Source organism: Brevundimonas sp. CURTG3B2_SDJG, from assembly GCF_057364705.1.
The window spans coordinates 1-13,728 of record NZ_JBNFOJ010000053.1; the positions used below are offsets into that span (position 1 = coordinate 1).

Sequence of the window (13,728 nt, forward strand, 5' to 3'; positions counted from 1 at the left end):
CTCCGCGGGCGGCGGCAGGGCCATGTCGGCGGCGGTGACCGGCGGCGTATCGACGGTCAGGTCGATGCGGTCGAACATCGGCCCGAGATGCGGTTCTGGTAGTCGCGCTGGCAGCGCGGGGCCTTGCCGCAGGCCCCCCGGCCCGCCCCGCCCAGGCCGCAGCGGCAGGGATTCATCGCCGCGACCATCTGGAAACGCGCCGGATAGCGGATGTGGGCGTTGGCCCGGGCGACCACGATCTCGCCGGTCTCCAGCGGCTGGCGCAGCGCGTCCAGGGCCTGGGGCGCCCACTCCGCTGTTATGGCGCAAACACACCTAGGTCGTCAGAGCGTGCCTTCGGCAATTCGACGGCCGATTTCTTCGTCAAGTTCTCGGCGACTTCTTTCGAATGAGTCGAACACCGGGTCCCAGCCGGGTCCCTCGTTCTTCGCTCGTTCCTCGCTTGCTCGCTGAACGGTCTCAGTGAAGCGTTTCACCGCTTCTCGCAGTTCCTCCAAGCTGTATCGTTCCAAAGCCATCAGAGCCCCATGGTCTTTTTCGCCGTCTCAGACGCTAGATCGGAGACGACTTTGATAGCCACATCATAGACGGGCTTCCCGAGCCCGTTCATGAGACGCTTCAGGCGAAGGGCCGCGCTCTCGGTCTTCGGCGTGTCTCTGATCACGTCCGGAAGAGTGCCTTCTATCGCCGTTAGATCAGCATCGGACAGGTCACCTTCCCTCAAGATTTCTTTCAGATTCTCGATCGCGGCAGCTTGCCACGGGAATGCCGAACCGCAGTTGTCGCAGTAGTTCGGGGTCGGCGTCGCGTGGCCAATCGACAGCACCCCTTGGACGACGTAGTCCCCCTTTATCGGGGCCGCACACTGCGGGCATGCATCGATGGTCGACGCTCCGCAGTCCTTGCAGTGTTTCGACCGGTGGTGCGGATACTCACGTGCCCGGTCCGTGATCTGGTGCCCGTTAAGGCACACCTGCATCTGGTCGTAATAGCCCATGGCCTAGCACAACTCCCGCACGCCATTTGCAATCGAGAGCGAGTTCCAAGCGACAATCTTATCCGAGACTTGGTAGACCGTGTCGGGCGTCCGTTGCTGGCCCCGCCGCAGCACTCCAAGAATAGGCTTGTTGTATTCCTGGGCGAACTGAATCTCAGCCTGAACCCATTCTCTATGGTCCACGAACATCCCAGCCACGAGAACGAAGCAGGAGGAGAGCCGCACTCTTTCCCGTAGGAGAGCCCGAAGGCGGTTTCGGCCGATCTCGGTCCCACGATCCACGACCGGGTAATCGCGTGGCGCGGAGTAGTCGCGCCAAACGAAGTTGGGCACGCTGTCGAGCAGGCGGCAAATGCCTGCATAACGCTCGTCGTAAGCCCAGGCGTGGGAGATGAACAGATTGTAGATGGGCATGTTGACCGCGTGGGCTGCCGCTCCAACCATGGAACGTTGAAATGCTAAGTGAGTCGCGGCGGAGAGTCATGCAGCCCGTTACCTATCCCGGCCTATACGAGGAGGCGGACGGCGCTTCGAACAGGCAGCAAAAGACCTACCTAAGCCTGATCAAGGCTGAATATGCCTTTCTCGTAGTGGCTGCGCTCTTCTCGTTGGGCTCGCCTGAGAGCCGCTGGTATTACTTGGCTTACGCGATGATTTTTGCGGTGCCGTTTGCTCTCCTTCTGGTTCGGGCATTCCTGAAGCCCGAACAGTCCTGGTATCAGGCACGGGCTCTCGCCGAGTCGATCAAGACAGCAACCTGGAAATACATGATGCGTGCTGAGCCATTTCCCGGCGATCAGCACGATCTCGAGTCGCGAGCCAACTATCGGAATCATCTTCGGGCAATCTTGGATTCAAACCGACATCTGGGCCGCCGGTTCGACGGCGGCGCAGCGGAACGAGAACAGGTGACGGCGGAAATGGAATCCCTCCGCGACGCGCCTCTGCCAAAGCGTCTTAAGGTCTACCTTGAGCAACGTGTGGTGGAGCAAAGGGCTTGGTATGCAAGGAAAGCTGCCGCCAATCGGAGATGGGCGCGCCAAGCTGTGATTTCCTGTTCCGTGCTTTACGGATTGGCTGCGTTGGTGGTCGGGGTCAGGATCGCGGTGCCAACCTGGCAGTTCGCCCACCCAGAACCGTTGATAGTCGCAGCCACAGCGCTGATCGGGTGGATGCAGATCAAAAAGTTCAACGAACTATCTGCGTCGTATGGCCTGACGGCTCATGAAATTGGCATCATCAAAGGTCGAGCGGCCCACAGCATGACAGAAGCTGAATTTGCCGAGTTCGTTGACGATGCCGAGTTGGCCTTCTCTAGGGAGCACACCCAATGGATCGCTCGCCAAACCCAATAGGCTAACGCTGGAAAGACGGCGCACGATGTGCGCCGTCGTCCTACGGATTCAGCAGTCGGGCAGATCGTCCAGATTGTTCCTGGTCGTCTGATCCCGATCCGTCCGAAGGTATTTTCCCTTGACGGGGTCGTTGACCACCCTGATCTCCGTCCGGCCGGTCGTCCACGGCACATGGTAGGTATGGAGGCCATTCTCGATGTCGTAGATCGCATCCGCCTTAGAGCGGGGCGACCACGCGTCGCCTTCGTTGCAGAGGCGGGTGATGTCCCCCTGCGAGTTTTTCCCCGTTTTACGCACAGCACGATCGGCCATTCTGTGGCCCTTTCGGTAAGGCCGGATTGACCCTGTGTGCGACACCGATTCTACTCGGTGGGCTTCACAGCACCGGGGCCGCCTCGGCGGTTTCGACGAGCCCGCGATGTTGACGCATCGCGGGCTCTTTCACATTCCGACGATTCGCGACACGAGTCTTCTGGTTGCAACCCGGCGTAGGGCGTGTGCGGAGGGGACAACTTCGGCTCAACTGTGGACCGAAGGTTGCCGGCGGCAGCCGGGCACGAGCGCAGCCGAAGGCCAGGGAGTGAATGGCCGAGCCGTTTACGGTGTTGCGTTACCAGCCTTTAGACGTCGCCCAGGAATGAAGGGCGCATGTCAAAGCCTCACAACCAAGTCGAACTCGAACACCAATACGCGGTCGCCCTCTCCCGCTACCAGCGAGCAGAACTCGGGACCGAAACGATTGTCGGGCTGGAAGCGCTAGAGGCTTCCGACCGCCGTATCCAGGCGGAGCGCCGCGTGCTTCAGGAAAAATGGATCGGATCGACTACCTGATCCGGCTTCAGCACGATCCGCTGTGGGATCGCCACGCTATTGCGCCAATCCACCCACGGAAACAGCGAAGGCATGGGCAGATCAGCAAGGCGGCCCACAAGGTTCTTCGGGCAGCCGCCGAGCCCATGACCGTGCGGCAGATCGCCCATTCTATCGCGCCGGAACTCGGCGTCGATCCGAGCGATTACCGGCAGATCAATAAGCTGGACAGCGCGATCCATGCGGCCCTAGCCCGTCGACTGGACGACGGCGAAGTGGAGAAGTTCGGCGAGAAACCTAGCCGCTGGCGCGTGCCGTGTAAGCGATGGGCACCGCCTTTAAGCCCCGCCGCCGCCTCGTCAGTGCCTTTAAGGCGCGGTGCCGGCTGATCTGCCGCTGCGAGTCAGGCCGCCGTTGCCAATAGCCTACCAACTCCAGGTCCGGGCCGATCTTCAAGGCGGCTCCGAGCAGTGTCCTGAACTGCTGCCCGTTTGAGGTCCGGCGAAAATCGTCGCGCCAGGAGAACTCGTCGGCGAACCGCTGCGCGTGGGCTCCGCTGATCTGCAAGTAGACGCCACGTTCGCCTCGCCGAATACGGCTGTGCTGGCTTTCGATCGGGTTGTTGGTGATCCTATCCACCATCATCCCGACGCTGTGATTCACCCGCGACTGCTTCCTGAAGTGATAGTGCAGCCGGCCGAAGGCGGAGCCCTCGTCCGTGGTAACATGCGAACTCGGGTGCACGACCTTACGGATTACAGGTAGCGCGGCCTTTTCAGACGGCACGACCACGCTCCGGGACCGACCGCCAACCCGGCGTTCCCGCATCGTGACGATGGACCGCCTTTTGCCGCTGAACTCCTTACGACCGTCCGACCGCCGGTCCGCAATCATGTTCTCAGGCCGGATGTATCCGCCGATATAGAGGCCGTCGATGTCGACGTCGCCGTTCAAGACGTGTTCGCGCTGCATAGCGCCCATGGCCCGCGACAACTTCTTCGCCAGCACGAACGCCGTCTTGTAGGCGCACCCCAAGTCACGGCTTAGGCGTAGGGCCGCGTTCCCGTTCACACCGTTCACGAACAGGGCGATAGCGGCCAAGATGTCGCGGTAGGACATCTTCCGGCTACGGAACGTCGTTCCCGAGGTCACCGTGAACTGCTTGTCGCAAGCCTTGCACTTGAAGAGGCGGCGGACGGTGTAGGTATAGACCGCGTCGATGCCGCAACGCGGGCAGTAAGGGGCGCCATCGTTCGCCTCGAAGCGCACAGCCTTTAGCGCCTCATACGCCTCGTCGTCGCTCATACGAGCGACTTCGAGGACGCTAAGCGTCCGGGCTTTCGCCGAAAGGAGAAAGTGTTGCGCCAACCCGCCTTTCCGTTCATACACATCAGATGTGATGCGTATGAACGCTGGCGGCGCATTTTGTCAAGTGCGAACGCATCATTTTTGATGCACTTAACACCGGAGCGATGCGTGGCAGCCCCTACATCAGGTAAGGATTGGGCGCAGCGCGCCAAGAGAATCCTCAAGGCGGAGATGCAGCGCCGGGGGGTCAGCTACAAGGAACTGGCGGACTTGCTGCGAGAGCGGGGTGCCGGCGCGGCGGCCAATGAGGCCAACATCCGCAATCAGATCAACCGTGGCACCTTCAGCGCGGCTTTCTTCATCGAGTGCTGCTTGGCGATGGGCAGCTATCTCGTGCGGCTGGGAGAGCCTGGGGAAGAGTAACGCAACGCAAAAGGCCGCCCCATAAGGGACGGCCTTCGTGCCTAGAAAACGGTTTTTAGACTCCAGATCAGCCTCGGCAAGAGGGAACCACCCCGTTGGGGGTGACATCACCAGAGTGACGTGGATTATGGAGTTCCCTACGCCGATGTCAAGAATTCTTCGGAGCCTTCGTGCCAGCAGCCAGCTACCGAGTTGTGGCCGACCTCTTTCGGAACCACCTCAATTTCACGCCAACTCTTAAAGACATAGCCGCCTTCGAGCGAGATTTGGCCGTAGTGAGCCCCTCACTCATGAAGGCCTCTTTAGCAGAACTTTCGGCTGGCAAGAGCAAGCTACCCATTGGAACCGGCGAGTGGCGCACAGCGATCTACGCCGTATATAACCGGAAGGTAGCAGAGCACGCCCAGCTATTCCCAATGTTCCACTGTTTTGAGACAGCTTTCCGTTCTCGGGTCGCTGTCACGCTAGAGGAACATTACAAACTAGCGGTTTGGTGGACGCCGTTTCGTAACGTCGTAAGACAGGGCGGCGTTTTCACCGATCTATCTGAAGATTTTAGAAAACTAATTGGTTCGGAGCGTGCTCGCGCCATATTCCTAATGGTCGAAGAGATGACCAAGGCGTCAATAGACGTCGATCAATTCGCGGATGGATACGAACTGATGACCGCTAGCACATTAGGACAGTTGAAAAGAGTCCTTGAGTCTCATTGGTCACTATTTCGTCCACACTTCAAGAACGGTGCCCAACAGGTATCTCTTGACGTGGTGGTCTTTGATTTCGAACTAGTGAGAGAGGCGCGCAACTCTGTTTACCATCATAAGTCTCTTGGTAACATGAAGAAGATTTATGAAACCGCCGACAAGCTGCTAACCTATATAGATTTCAAGCTACCAAAGGCGCATAAGGGCATTGCTGATGCAACATGTGCTAGCCCGCCCTACATGTAGCATCATTCTAAAAGCACCTTTGGCTCGACACTCAGCGCCTCGGCTAGCTTGACCAGAAACAGCAGTGACGGGTTTTCCTCGCCGCGCTCCAGGCCGGCGAGATAACGCATCGACATGCCGGCCTCATGCGCGAGCGCCTCCTGGCTAAGGCCCTTGGCCTTGCGCAGCCGCCTCAAGTTGGCGCCGACTCGATCCTCCCACCGCATCGGCCATGGGGCAATGATCGGCAGAATGGTTCCAGGAACCATTCTGCCTAACTTCTGGCAACCTTCGATAGGCAACATAGTGCTTATCCGAGGGGCCATTATCATGCTCAAGATGATCGCGTTATCTGGTGTGGCGGTAGCGCTGGGGCTGGTGGTTCCCCAGCAGACGCTTGCCCAATCCGATCCCTGCTCGACCACCGGTGGCTTTCCCGAAGGAAGTCCTGCCGCCCTCCTCGCGGGGCTGCGAAACTTGAGCGAGGGCAGCTACGCGGCCTGCGTCGAACGCCGGCGGGAAAGTCAGCCTGTCGTCAGGTGGACGTCCGCGCAGATACGCGCTGCGGGGCGGGACGCCGTCCTGGCGGAGTTACGAGACCCATCGTCGGCGACGTTCCGAACCGTCCGGAGGGTTCTAAACCGCCCTGACGTTGCGACCTTCTGCGGCGAGGTGAACGCGCGAAACGAGTTCGGCGGGCTGACCGGCTTCAGGCGATTTCACGCGGCGGTGTCGAATCGAGGCGAGGTGTCCGCGCACATCGACTCGTCCGACCCGGCCGAAGGGGCGTTCTTCGAGGACGCTTGGCGAATGCACTGCACGAGAAACGGTATACCTGTGACCTTCTAACTCGCCGCCGGGTCCACTAGCCACCACACGCCAAGGCAATTTGGGCCATTAGAAGAACAATGAGCGCGACGATCATCATGGCCTCCTTCAGATCGCGTCCCGCCCCCCATTTCTCTCAAGCTTGCTATCGTTCTTGGTCCACTCGTGGCGGAGCCGCGCCAGTAGCTTCAACGGGTTCATTTCAGCAGCCGCCGCAGCGTTTCGACCTGTCGGCTGGCGTTCGACATGATGTAGACGACAAAGCTACCTAGCGGCTGACCCTCTTCGGGGTCTGCGAACGCGGCTGACCTAGAGAACAGTTCTCTGAAGTGGATAAAAGCTGTCGTGGCCTCGGTTGAACCGATCTTCTCAATTGGGCATCGCGACAGCATGGCTTCGATTACGTCAAGCTGCGGGACATACCACTCGCTGCGCTCCTTCCCTTGGCCGAGGTAGCTGTCGGCCAGCGTGGTCATGACGTCGTAGGCCGAGTTGACCGTAGCGAGGGTGGCGGCCTTAGCCTGCTGGAGGTCGAGACTACGCTGGATCAGCACTGGCAAGGAGACGACGATGATCGCCGCTACCGACCCCAGGGCTTGGACCCAAGCCGCAAGAGTCGCGCTGTTTGCGTCACCCCGGACGACCGCAATGCCACCTACGGCTAGGGCGATCAGGGCGATGGCGTAGGCGGCGATCTCGCGGTGCTGCATAACGGCTTGACTGCCACTGTTTCGGGTTAGGGCAAAGCCCTTGGTCAAACCTTCGCCTTAGCGGTCGATGTCGGCTGAACCGACCGCTAGGCAAGGTTTCGCAACGGACGACGTCGGCTCGTCCAGCGTGGCTCCACCCTGATCAGGGGCCGGCTCAGAAGTGGCCGCCGCAGCCGCGACCGCAGCTTCGGCACCTTCCGGCGGTTGAGGCTGATCTTGGTCAACGAGCGGCTGGATGAAGTGCGGATGACCCTCGCGCCGGCGCTCTTTCAGAAAGCGCTTCAGATACTCAAAAACTCGTGGCTCGGTTCGCATCTTGGCGATCTCGGCCCGAGCGTAGGGGCTCTTCGCCAGCAGCTTGAGCGTGTCCTCCATCCATTCTCTCAGCAGCGTTCGTGACGCTCCGTGTAAGGACCGGTCAAGATAGATGGCGCTCCCAACTTCAAACAGGTTCATCAGGTTGTGGAAATGGTAGGCGCGCTTCTTCGGATCGCCGTCGGTCACACGTTCCCAGGCCTGACGGAAAGCTTCTGTGATCGCGAGGAGGTTGGCTGCCGACGAATTTCGGTCGGAGTTCCGTAGAGCCACCAACGCGATCACCATCGCGGCGCCCGCAAGCAGCAGAGATGTGACGTCGACCCAAGTGGGCCCACTCTCACCCATTCTTGGGCGCGCTGCTCGTCGGCGACTGGGGCTGGCTCGTCACTTGGGGGGCCGAGGCAGGGGCCGGTGCTTCGGTTGCGGGTTTGGCCGTCAGCCCCTGGACTGCTTGCTGAAGATGGGCCGAGGTCATGGCGTCAAAAAGCATGACCCGTTTGGTTGAGCGCTCGTCGGCCATCAGTTACTCGTCATCGCTCGTCGTTGGGGCCGCTGGTGTAATCGGCTCCGAGACCACTGGCTCGTATGAGTCCCCGAAGTCCGGCACCTCCAGATGTGCCGTGGTCATCGACTTCTTCAAGATGCCGTAGTCGCCGTAATCGTTGTCTTCGTCAGCCATCTTCAACCCCTAAAACAAAACAGGAACAGGGTGCCAGCAGATTGGACATCTGTCTAGCGCTCAACTGTTGCGCGCTCGTGTTGCTCTGCGTCCTACGTGGGCAACAGCACGGCGAGAGCGCGGCCATGAAACCTTGTCACTCACAGCCAACCCCGTCGCCGTCCCGATCGAGATGGTGCCCGTATCCCGGCTCGCCGGCATATACAGGATCGGCACCGGCGGCTCTGGCCGCCGCGCAGTTTGCGTAGGAACCGCCATACATCCGCGCCGGCGGGCTTGATCGGCGGCCTGACCCACCACCGCCACCACCGTAGAAGCGGGCAGGCGCAGCCGCGCGAACGGGCGGCGGGCTGTCATCCAGGAAGCTGCTGGACACCCAGCAAGGCTCCGAGCGGTCTAACAGCGACCAGCCGTTCTCCGACCGGATCACACCGACATAGGTGCTTTCGGAGATCGACTCGACCCGGCTCGCCGTCGTCCTCGGCTCGGCGCGGCAGTTGAGAGAGGCGGGCTGCGTGTAGCGGTGCGAGGTGGCGACGAGTCGAGGCGGAGAGGTGTCCGGCTCGTAGGGCGAGGGCGAGGTTGAATCCCCGCCACCTCCGAAGCAGCGGCTGATCGCCACCACAATAAGCCCCAACACCAGCCACGGTGCGCATCCAGCGGCGCTGTTCTTTGCCATGTTCCCGCCCCCAAGGGACGGTCGGCGAGACAACCGAGGGTGTCAAGGCGCGCAAGCGGCGCACGACGGCCACGAAACGGTGTCATTGACACGTTTTGGGTTGTCGCTATCAATCGGTGTCAGCAACACCGAATACTCTCATGCTCACAGACCTCCCAACTGTCACCACCGCCCGCGCCGCCCAGATCGTCGGGATCGGCTACGAAGGCTTGCGCTCCTATCTCAAGGCCCTCGGTCGGGTTGGAATGCTGGCCCAATTCTATGCGCGAGACGCGGAGGTTAAGCTGGACGCCTCCCCGCGCACCGGGTGGAACCGCATCGGCTACACTGACCTTTGCCTGATGCGGACGATTAAGGTCCTGACCGACAATCGGTTCTCTTTTGAGACGGCTAAGTCGATCGTCTCTTGGGACGGCCCAGGGTCACTTTGGTCGAAGTTCGCACATGACGAAGAGCCGACCCTTCGGTTCCTCTTGGCTTGGCCTCCATACGGGGACAATGCGGTCTACGACGCCTCGACGCTCCATCTCTTGTCGTCCGACCTTACAGAGGTCGAGACGCGCGATTTCTATGCGCTGATCAATCTTATGGCGGTCCAACGCCACGTCGTGGATCGGCTCCGCGAGACCGAAGGTTCTCCGGCGGAGCCGGGCGCGACCGCAGCCAAAGGCTAGGGAGCGATCATCGCCGCCAGCGCGCTGCCAAGATTAGCGCACGCATGACACCTGCGCGGTCGGGAGCGGTTGCAACGACCCGGCCGTCGCACAGGCCAATGAACCCGTCACCTTGATAGGCGGGCGCCACCTGACAAAGACGGCGGCCGTGCCAGAACACCAGCGGGGTCAACGGACCCACTCCCAGCCCTTGTAGAGCCCCGGCATGTCGATGCCGCGCACATAGCCGTCGTTCTTCAGCTTTGTCAGACACGCGCCTACCCGCTTGCGCAGGAGGACGACCGTCCCGTCGTCGGTTTTGAGTCCGCGCTCCTTGATCTGCTGATGGACAATGTCGAGCGCGGTGAGCGGCCGGTCGGCCTCCTTGAGCATCCGCACCACGAGGCGCACGACTTCGCCCTTCTTGGCACGGTGCTTCGTCGGATACCGCGTCAAGCGAACGCCGTCCGCTTCCGGGTCGAACAGCCGGATCGCCGCGTCGAGGTGGTCCAGGTCGCTAACGACCTTTCGTTCCTCGACACGCAGGTCCTTCAACAGCTTCGTCAACTGCTTCCGCTTCGCCAGCAGCCCCGAGATGGTGTTCGGGCGGTCGTAGTCGTTGGGGTTTACGTTCTCCATGCAAAAGAACGTAGCAAGAACAACTAGATGCGTCTCATGCCGCTAGGTGTGTTTGCGCCATAACAGCGGCCCACTCGGGCAGTTCGTCCATGAACAACACGCCGTTGTGCGCCAGCGAGGCCTCGCCCGGGCGGGCCCGGAGGCCGCCGCCGGTCAGGGCGGCCATGGAGGCCGAATGATGCGGCGATCGGAACGGCCGCTCGCGGGTCAGGCCGCCCCGCTCGATCAGGCCGGCGATCGACCAGACCATTGAGGTCTCCAGAAGCTCCCGAGGCGTCAGCGGGGGCAAGAGACCAGGCAGGCGCGCGGCCATCATCGACTTGCCCGAACCCGGCGGCCCGACGAACAGCAGGTTGTGGCCGCCGGCGGCCGCGATCTCCAGCGCGCGCTTGGCGCTCTCCTGGCCCTTGACCTCGCGCAGATCGGGAACGCGGGCGCCGTCGCGCATGGCGCCTGGCTCGGGGCGGCGCAGCACCTGGCTGCCCCTTGAAGTGGTTTGACCAGGCCGGATCAGCGAGCGCGGCGCCAGCACGGCGACCTCGCCGGCCCAGGCCGCTTCCGGCCCATTGGCCTCGGGGCAGATCAGGCCCAGGCCCATCGCGTCGGCCGCCACCGCGCCGGCAGGGCACCGCCGACCGGGGCGATGCGGCCGTCCAGTCCCAGTTCCCCCACCGCCGCCCAGCCGGACAGGGCGTCGGGCGGGATGACGCCCATGGACGCCAGAAGCGCCAGAGCGATCGGCAGGTCGAAATGGCTGCCTTCCTTGGGTAGGTCGGCGGGCGCCAGATTGGCGATGATCCGTCGGGTCGGCAGGGCCAGGCCGATGCCGGCGAAGGCGCCGCGCACCCGTTCGCGGCTCTCGGCCACCGCCTTGTCGGGCAGGCCGACGATGGAGAAGATCCCGTTGTCGGCCGACAGCTGCTGGACCTGGACGTCCACCCGCCGGGCCTCGACCCCCTCGAAGGCGACCGTCACCACATTGGCGAGCATCGCGTCCTCCCGTTATGCGGGAGAGAACGAAACACGAACCCGGGCGGTTGGCAAGCGCGGCGTCAAGCGGCCGCGCGCTTCCTCTCGATCGCGTCCCACATCAGGGCGGCGGCGTCGACGCCGGTGAAGCGCTTCAGCTGCTGGGCGCCGGTGGGCGAGGTGACGTTGATCTCGGTCAGGTAGTCGCCGATCACGTCGATGCCGACGAAGATCAGGCCGCGGTCCTTCAGCGTCGGCCCGATGGCGGCGCAGATCTCCAGGTCGCGGGGAGTCAGGTCCACCGGCGCGGCCGTCCCGCCGACCCGCAGGTTGGAGCGGACCTGGTCCTTGGCCGGGATGCGGTTGATGGCGCCGACCGGCTCGCCGTCGATCAGGATGATCCGCTTGTCGCCCTTCGACACCGCCGGGATGAATTTCTGGATGACCAGGGGATCGCGCGACCCCACGGCGTGGATCTCGACCAGGGCCTCGAGATTGGGATCGTCGGCCTTCAGCCGCACCACGCCCGACCCCGCCGCCCCATGCAGGGGCTTCAGCACCACCTCGCCGTGCCGTTTGTGAAAGTCGGCGAGGGCGACCGGATCGGAGCTGATCAGGGTGGGCGGAGTCAGGCCGGGGAAGCGGGTCACCAGCAACTTCTCGGGGGCGGAACGCACCTCGGCGGGGTCGTTCACCACCAGGGTCTTCGGATGCACCGTCTCCAGCAGGTAGGTGGCGGTGACGTAGGCCATGTCGAACGGCGGGTCCTGGCGCATCAGGATCACGTCGACGTCCGCGCTCAGGTCCAGCTTCACCTCGTCGCCGAAGGTCACATGGTCGCCGACGGACTGGCGAAGGGTCACCGGACGGGCGCGGCAGAACAGGCGACCGTCCTCCAGCGCCAGGGTGCGGAAGTCGTAGACCCAGACTGGATAGCCGCGGTTCTGGGCTTCCATGGCCTGCAGCCAGGTGGTGTCGGACTCGATGTTGACCCCTTCGATGGGGTCCATCTGGATGGCGACTCTGAGCATCGGGCGTCCTTCGCGGCGGGGCTGGCTTGGCTATGGGAGCGCGCCCGGGCCGGCGCAAGTGCGCGTGAAGTGGTTCGTAGCTAGTGGTTAGTGGTTAGTGGTTAGTGGTTAGTGGTTGGAGCGTGCCGCGGACGCTGGCGCTAGGCGATCGAGGCCGGTGTTTGTCCAGTCAGCCACGAACCACCAGCCACTAACCACTTCGCACGCCCGGTCTCCCCTGGGCGCGCACCGTCAGTTCAGCTGCAGCCTCACCCGGTCGACCGACATCTGGCGGCGGATCTCCGTCGGGTCGTCCAGGCTGCGGGCGCGGGACAGCGCCTCCAGCGCGCCCGACAGCGCCCCCTGCTTTTCGCGGGCGGCGGCGACGTCCAGCCACGGCCGGTGATCCTCGGGGTCCAGCAGGGCGCGTCGCAGGGCCGAGCGTTCCGCGTTCTCATAGTCGTGGGCCTTGATGGCCCGGATGAAGAGCAGGTTCTGCAGGCGGATCAGCGCCTCGCGGTCGCTGACCGGGGCCATCAGCACGTCCAGCCGGTCGGCCACGTGGGGCGTCAGGCCGGCGCGCAGCGCCCGGCGGGTCAGTTCGGACGGCAGCACCAGCCGGCCCTGGCTGAACGGGTCCAGGGCGACGGGACCTTCGGAGGTCTCGACCCGCAGCAGGAAATGGCCGGGGAAGTCGACGCCCTGGGCCTTCACCCCCGCCCGCCGGGCGGCGTCCAGGTAGAAGACCGCCAGCGCCGCCGACAGGCCGCGCCGACGCTCGGCGACGTCGATGACGTCGGTGTTGCCGGGGTGGTCGTAGTTCAGCAGGTCGCCGTTCAGGCGCAGGTCCGCGGCCATGGTCTCGGCCAGGGCGTCGTCGGGGCTTTCGCCGCCGATGCGTTCGCCCAGGCGTTCGGCGGCGTTGGCGGCCAGGACGCGGACAGGCTCGGGATCGCGGAAGGGATAGTCGTGAATGGCGCAGGCGATCGCCGCCTCCAGCAGCGGAAAGGCGTCGTCGTCGGCCAGGCCGGCCGCCGTCAGGGTCGCTTCCGCCTCTTCACGCGTCATCCCTGCCCCGCCCGAAGGGAACCACGCCCCGACGATGGCGCGGAACGCGGCCGGGAGCCAGCGCCACCATGTCGATCCGGAGCACATGACCGGCCAAGCTGGGTCTTTGGCGCAACACCGCCCGTCCGGCCGAGAGCAGGCGATCGTACTGGTCCGGCGTCAGGGCGACGAACGCCTGTTCCAGCGTGGCGCGGCGCTTGACCTCGACCACCGCCAGGACCCGGCCGCGCCGGGCCAGGATGTCGATCTCGCCGGCGCGCGTCTTCAGCCGGAAGCCGAGGACCTGGTAGCCGCGCAGCATCAGCAGCGCCGCGGCCAGCCACTCCGAGCGGTGGCCGAGCCGGTGGACAGCG

Annotated in this window: 17 protein-coding genes and 3 pseudogenes; 5 read left to right on the forward strand and 15 right to left on the reverse strand. The window is 63.2% G+C overall.

The genetic code is table 11. From position 1 onward, the window contains the following. From AC2W7C_RS05420 to AC2W7C_RS05430, 3 genes and pseudogenes are all read right to left on the reverse strand, one after another. A pseudogene (locus AC2W7C_RS05420) lies at positions 1–293 on the reverse strand (ATP-binding protein); the annotation flags it as partial. 224 nt (positions 294–517) lie between these two features. Beyond that, complete coding sequence (locus AC2W7C_RS05425) at positions 518–997, reverse strand: DUF2321 domain-containing protein (RefSeq protein ID WP_486000526.1); 480 nt, start codon at positions 995–997, stop codon at positions 518–520. Between the two features lie 3 nt (positions 998–1,000). Next, positions 1,001–1,411: a TIR domain-containing protein gene (locus AC2W7C_RS05430; protein WP_486000527.1), complete on the reverse strand. Its 411-nt coding sequence runs from the start codon at positions 1,409–1,411 to the stop codon at positions 1,001–1,003. Positions 1,412–1,479: 68 nt separating this feature from the next. On the opposite strand from AC2W7C_RS05430, the gene AC2W7C_RS05435 reads away from it, so the two are divergent. Next, positions 1,480–2,352 (forward strand): DUF4231 domain-containing protein, encoded by an 873-nt coding sequence (locus tag AC2W7C_RS05435; RefSeq protein ID WP_486000528.1) that lies wholly within the window; start codon positions 1,480–1,482, stop codon positions 2,350–2,352. A 48-nt stretch (positions 2,353–2,400) separates the two neighbouring features. Here AC2W7C_RS05435 and AC2W7C_RS05440 read toward each other — a convergent pair whose 3' ends face one another. From AC2W7C_RS05440 to AC2W7C_RS05450, 3 genes and pseudogenes are all read right to left on the reverse strand, one after another. Further along, positions 2,401–2,664, reverse strand: coding sequence for a DUF3892 domain-containing protein (locus AC2W7C_RS05440; RefSeq protein WP_486000529.1), 264 nt, complete (start codon positions 2,662–2,664; stop codon positions 2,401–2,403). Between the two features lie 488 nt (positions 2,665–3,152). Further along, positions 3,153–3,404: a hypothetical protein gene (locus tag AC2W7C_RS05445; RefSeq protein ID WP_486000530.1), complete on the reverse strand. Its 252-nt coding sequence runs from the start codon at positions 3,402–3,404 to the stop codon at positions 3,153–3,155. A gap of 169 nt (positions 3,405–3,573) precedes the next feature. Then, positions 3,574–4,551: pseudogene (locus AC2W7C_RS05450) on the reverse strand (IS1595 family transposase); the annotation flags it as partial. On the opposite strand from AC2W7C_RS05450, the gene AC2W7C_RS05455 reads away from it, so the two are divergent. Together AC2W7C_RS05455 and AC2W7C_RS05460 are read left to right on the forward strand one after the other, a co-directional pair. Beyond that, the gene (locus AC2W7C_RS05455) at positions 4,522–4,893 is read left to right on the forward strand and encodes a DUF6471 domain-containing protein (protein WP_486000531.1); all 372 of its coding nucleotides are present in this window, start codon (positions 4,522–4,524) and stop codon (positions 4,891–4,893) included. The pseudogene AC2W7C_RS05450 and the gene AC2W7C_RS05455 overlap by 30 nt on opposite strands. A gap of 170 nt (positions 4,894–5,063) precedes the next feature. After that, positions 5,064–5,843 (forward strand): hypothetical protein, encoded by a 780-nt coding sequence (locus tag AC2W7C_RS05460; protein ID WP_486000532.1) that lies wholly within the window; start codon positions 5,064–5,066, stop codon positions 5,841–5,843. Between the two features lie 2 nt (positions 5,844–5,845). Here the strand turns inward: AC2W7C_RS05460 and AC2W7C_RS05465 are convergent, their stop codons facing one another. Continuing rightward, positions 5,846–6,091, reverse strand: a complete 246-nt coding sequence (locus AC2W7C_RS05465) for a helix-turn-helix domain-containing protein (RefSeq protein ID WP_486000533.1) — start codon at positions 6,089–6,091, stop codon at positions 5,846–5,848. Between the two features lie 61 nt (positions 6,092–6,152). Here AC2W7C_RS05465 and AC2W7C_RS05470 point away from each other — a divergent pair, with 61 nt between their 5' ends. Beyond that, positions 6,153–6,671 carry a hypothetical protein gene (locus AC2W7C_RS05470; protein WP_486000534.1) on the forward strand — a complete coding sequence of 173 codons (519 nt, stop codon included), beginning with the start codon at positions 6,153–6,155 and terminating at the stop codon, positions 6,669–6,671. Positions 6,672–6,847: 176 nt separating this feature from the next. On the opposite strand, the gene AC2W7C_RS05475 is transcribed toward AC2W7C_RS05470, so the two are convergent. The 3 genes from AC2W7C_RS05475 to AC2W7C_RS05485 form a co-directional block, all read right to left on the reverse strand. Continuing rightward, positions 6,848–7,408: a hypothetical protein gene (locus AC2W7C_RS05475; RefSeq protein ID WP_486000535.1), complete on the reverse strand. Its 561-nt coding sequence runs from the start codon at positions 7,406–7,408 to the stop codon at positions 6,848–6,850. 9 nt (positions 7,409–7,417) lie between these two features. Further along, on the reverse strand, positions 7,418–7,963 hold the full coding sequence (locus AC2W7C_RS05480) for a hypothetical protein (protein WP_486000536.1): 546 nt from the start codon (positions 7,961–7,963) through the stop codon (positions 7,418–7,420). A 530-nt stretch (positions 7,964–8,493) separates the two neighbouring features. Further along, on the reverse strand, positions 8,494–9,036 hold the full coding sequence (locus tag AC2W7C_RS05485; RefSeq protein ID WP_486000537.1) for an excalibur calcium-binding domain-containing protein: 543 nt from the start codon (positions 9,034–9,036) through the stop codon (positions 8,494–8,496). A 140-nt stretch (positions 9,037–9,176) separates the two neighbouring features. On the opposite strand from AC2W7C_RS05485, the gene AC2W7C_RS05490 reads away from it, so the two are divergent. After that, a complete protein-coding gene (locus AC2W7C_RS05490; protein WP_486000538.1) occupies positions 9,177–9,710 on the forward strand; it encodes a hypothetical protein in 534 nt (177 codons plus the stop codon). Positions 9,711–9,878: 168 nt separating this feature from the next. On the opposite strand, the gene AC2W7C_RS05495 is transcribed toward AC2W7C_RS05490, so the two are convergent. The 5 genes and pseudogenes from AC2W7C_RS05495 to AC2W7C_RS05515 all read right to left on the reverse strand — a co-directional run. After that, positions 9,879–10,328: a hypothetical protein gene (locus AC2W7C_RS05495; protein WP_486000539.1), complete on the reverse strand. Its 450-nt coding sequence runs from the start codon at positions 10,326–10,328 to the stop codon at positions 9,879–9,881. A 70-nt stretch (positions 10,329–10,398) separates the two neighbouring features. Further along, positions 10,399–11,318, reverse strand: a pseudogene (locus AC2W7C_RS05500) (YifB family Mg chelatase-like AAA ATPase); the annotation flags it as partial. Positions 11,319–11,380: 62 nt separating this feature from the next. After that, positions 11,381–12,328, reverse strand: coding sequence for a glutathione synthase (gshB, locus tag AC2W7C_RS05505; protein ID WP_486000540.1), 948 nt, complete (start codon positions 12,326–12,328; stop codon positions 11,381–11,383). Positions 12,329–12,559: 231 nt separating this feature from the next. Further along, positions 12,560–13,375, reverse strand: coding sequence for a SirB1 family protein (locus AC2W7C_RS05510; protein ID WP_486000541.1), 816 nt, complete (start codon positions 13,373–13,375; stop codon positions 12,560–12,562). Beyond that, a partial coding sequence (locus tag AC2W7C_RS05515; RefSeq protein WP_486000542.1) for a YraN family protein occupies positions 13,365–13,728 on the reverse strand: 364 nt, incomplete at its 5' end. The genes AC2W7C_RS05510 and AC2W7C_RS05515, both read right to left, overlap by 11 nt.

Bases quoted from the DNA above. Each gene is read 5' to 3' on its own strand.
- AC2W7C_RS05465 (WP_486000533.1), bottom strand. From the start codon at position 6,091: ATGGTTCCTGGAACCATTCTGCCGATCATTGCCCCATGGCCGATGCGG.
- AC2W7C_RS05470 (WP_486000534.1), top strand. From the start codon at position 6,153: ATGCTCAAGATGATCGCGTTATCTGGTGTGGCGGTAGCGCTGGGGCTG.
- AC2W7C_RS05430 (WP_486000527.1), bottom strand. From the start codon at position 1,411: ATGCCCATCTACAATCTGTTCATCTCCCACGCCTGGGCTTACGACGAG.
- AC2W7C_RS05495 (WP_486000539.1), bottom strand. From the start codon at position 10,328: ATGGAGAACGTAAACCCCAACGACTACGACCGCCCGAACACCATCTCG.
- gshB (WP_486000540.1), bottom strand. From the start codon at position 12,328: ATGCTCAGAGTCGCCATCCAGATGGACCCCATCGAAGGGGTCAACATC.
- AC2W7C_RS05440 (WP_486000529.1), bottom strand. From the start codon at position 2,664: ATGGCCGATCGTGCTGTGCGTAAAACGGGGAAAAACTCGCAGGGGGAC.
- AC2W7C_RS05480 (WP_486000536.1), bottom strand. From the start codon at position 7,963: ATGGTGATCGCGTTGGTGGCTCTACGGAACTCCGACCGAAATTCGTCG.
- AC2W7C_RS05445 (WP_486000530.1), bottom strand. From the start codon at position 3,404: ATGGATCGCGCTGTCCAGCTTATTGATCTGCCGGTAATCGCTCGGATC.
- AC2W7C_RS05490 (WP_486000538.1), top strand. From the start codon at position 9,177: ATGCTCACAGACCTCCCAACTGTCACCACCGCCCGCGCCGCCCAGATC.
- AC2W7C_RS05485 (WP_486000537.1), bottom strand. From the start codon at position 9,036: ATGGCAAAGAACAGCGCCGCTGGATGCGCACCGTGGCTGGTGTTGGGG.
- AC2W7C_RS05425 (WP_486000526.1), bottom strand. From the start codon at position 997: ATGGGCTATTACGACCAGATGCAGGTGTGCCTTAACGGGCACCAGATC.
- AC2W7C_RS05435 (WP_486000528.1), top strand. From the start codon at position 1,480: ATGCAGCCCGTTACCTATCCCGGCCTATACGAGGAGGCGGACGGCGCT.
- AC2W7C_RS05510 (WP_486000541.1), bottom strand. From the start codon at position 13,375: ATGACGCGTGAAGAGGCGGAAGCGACCCTGACGGCGGCCGGCCTGGCC.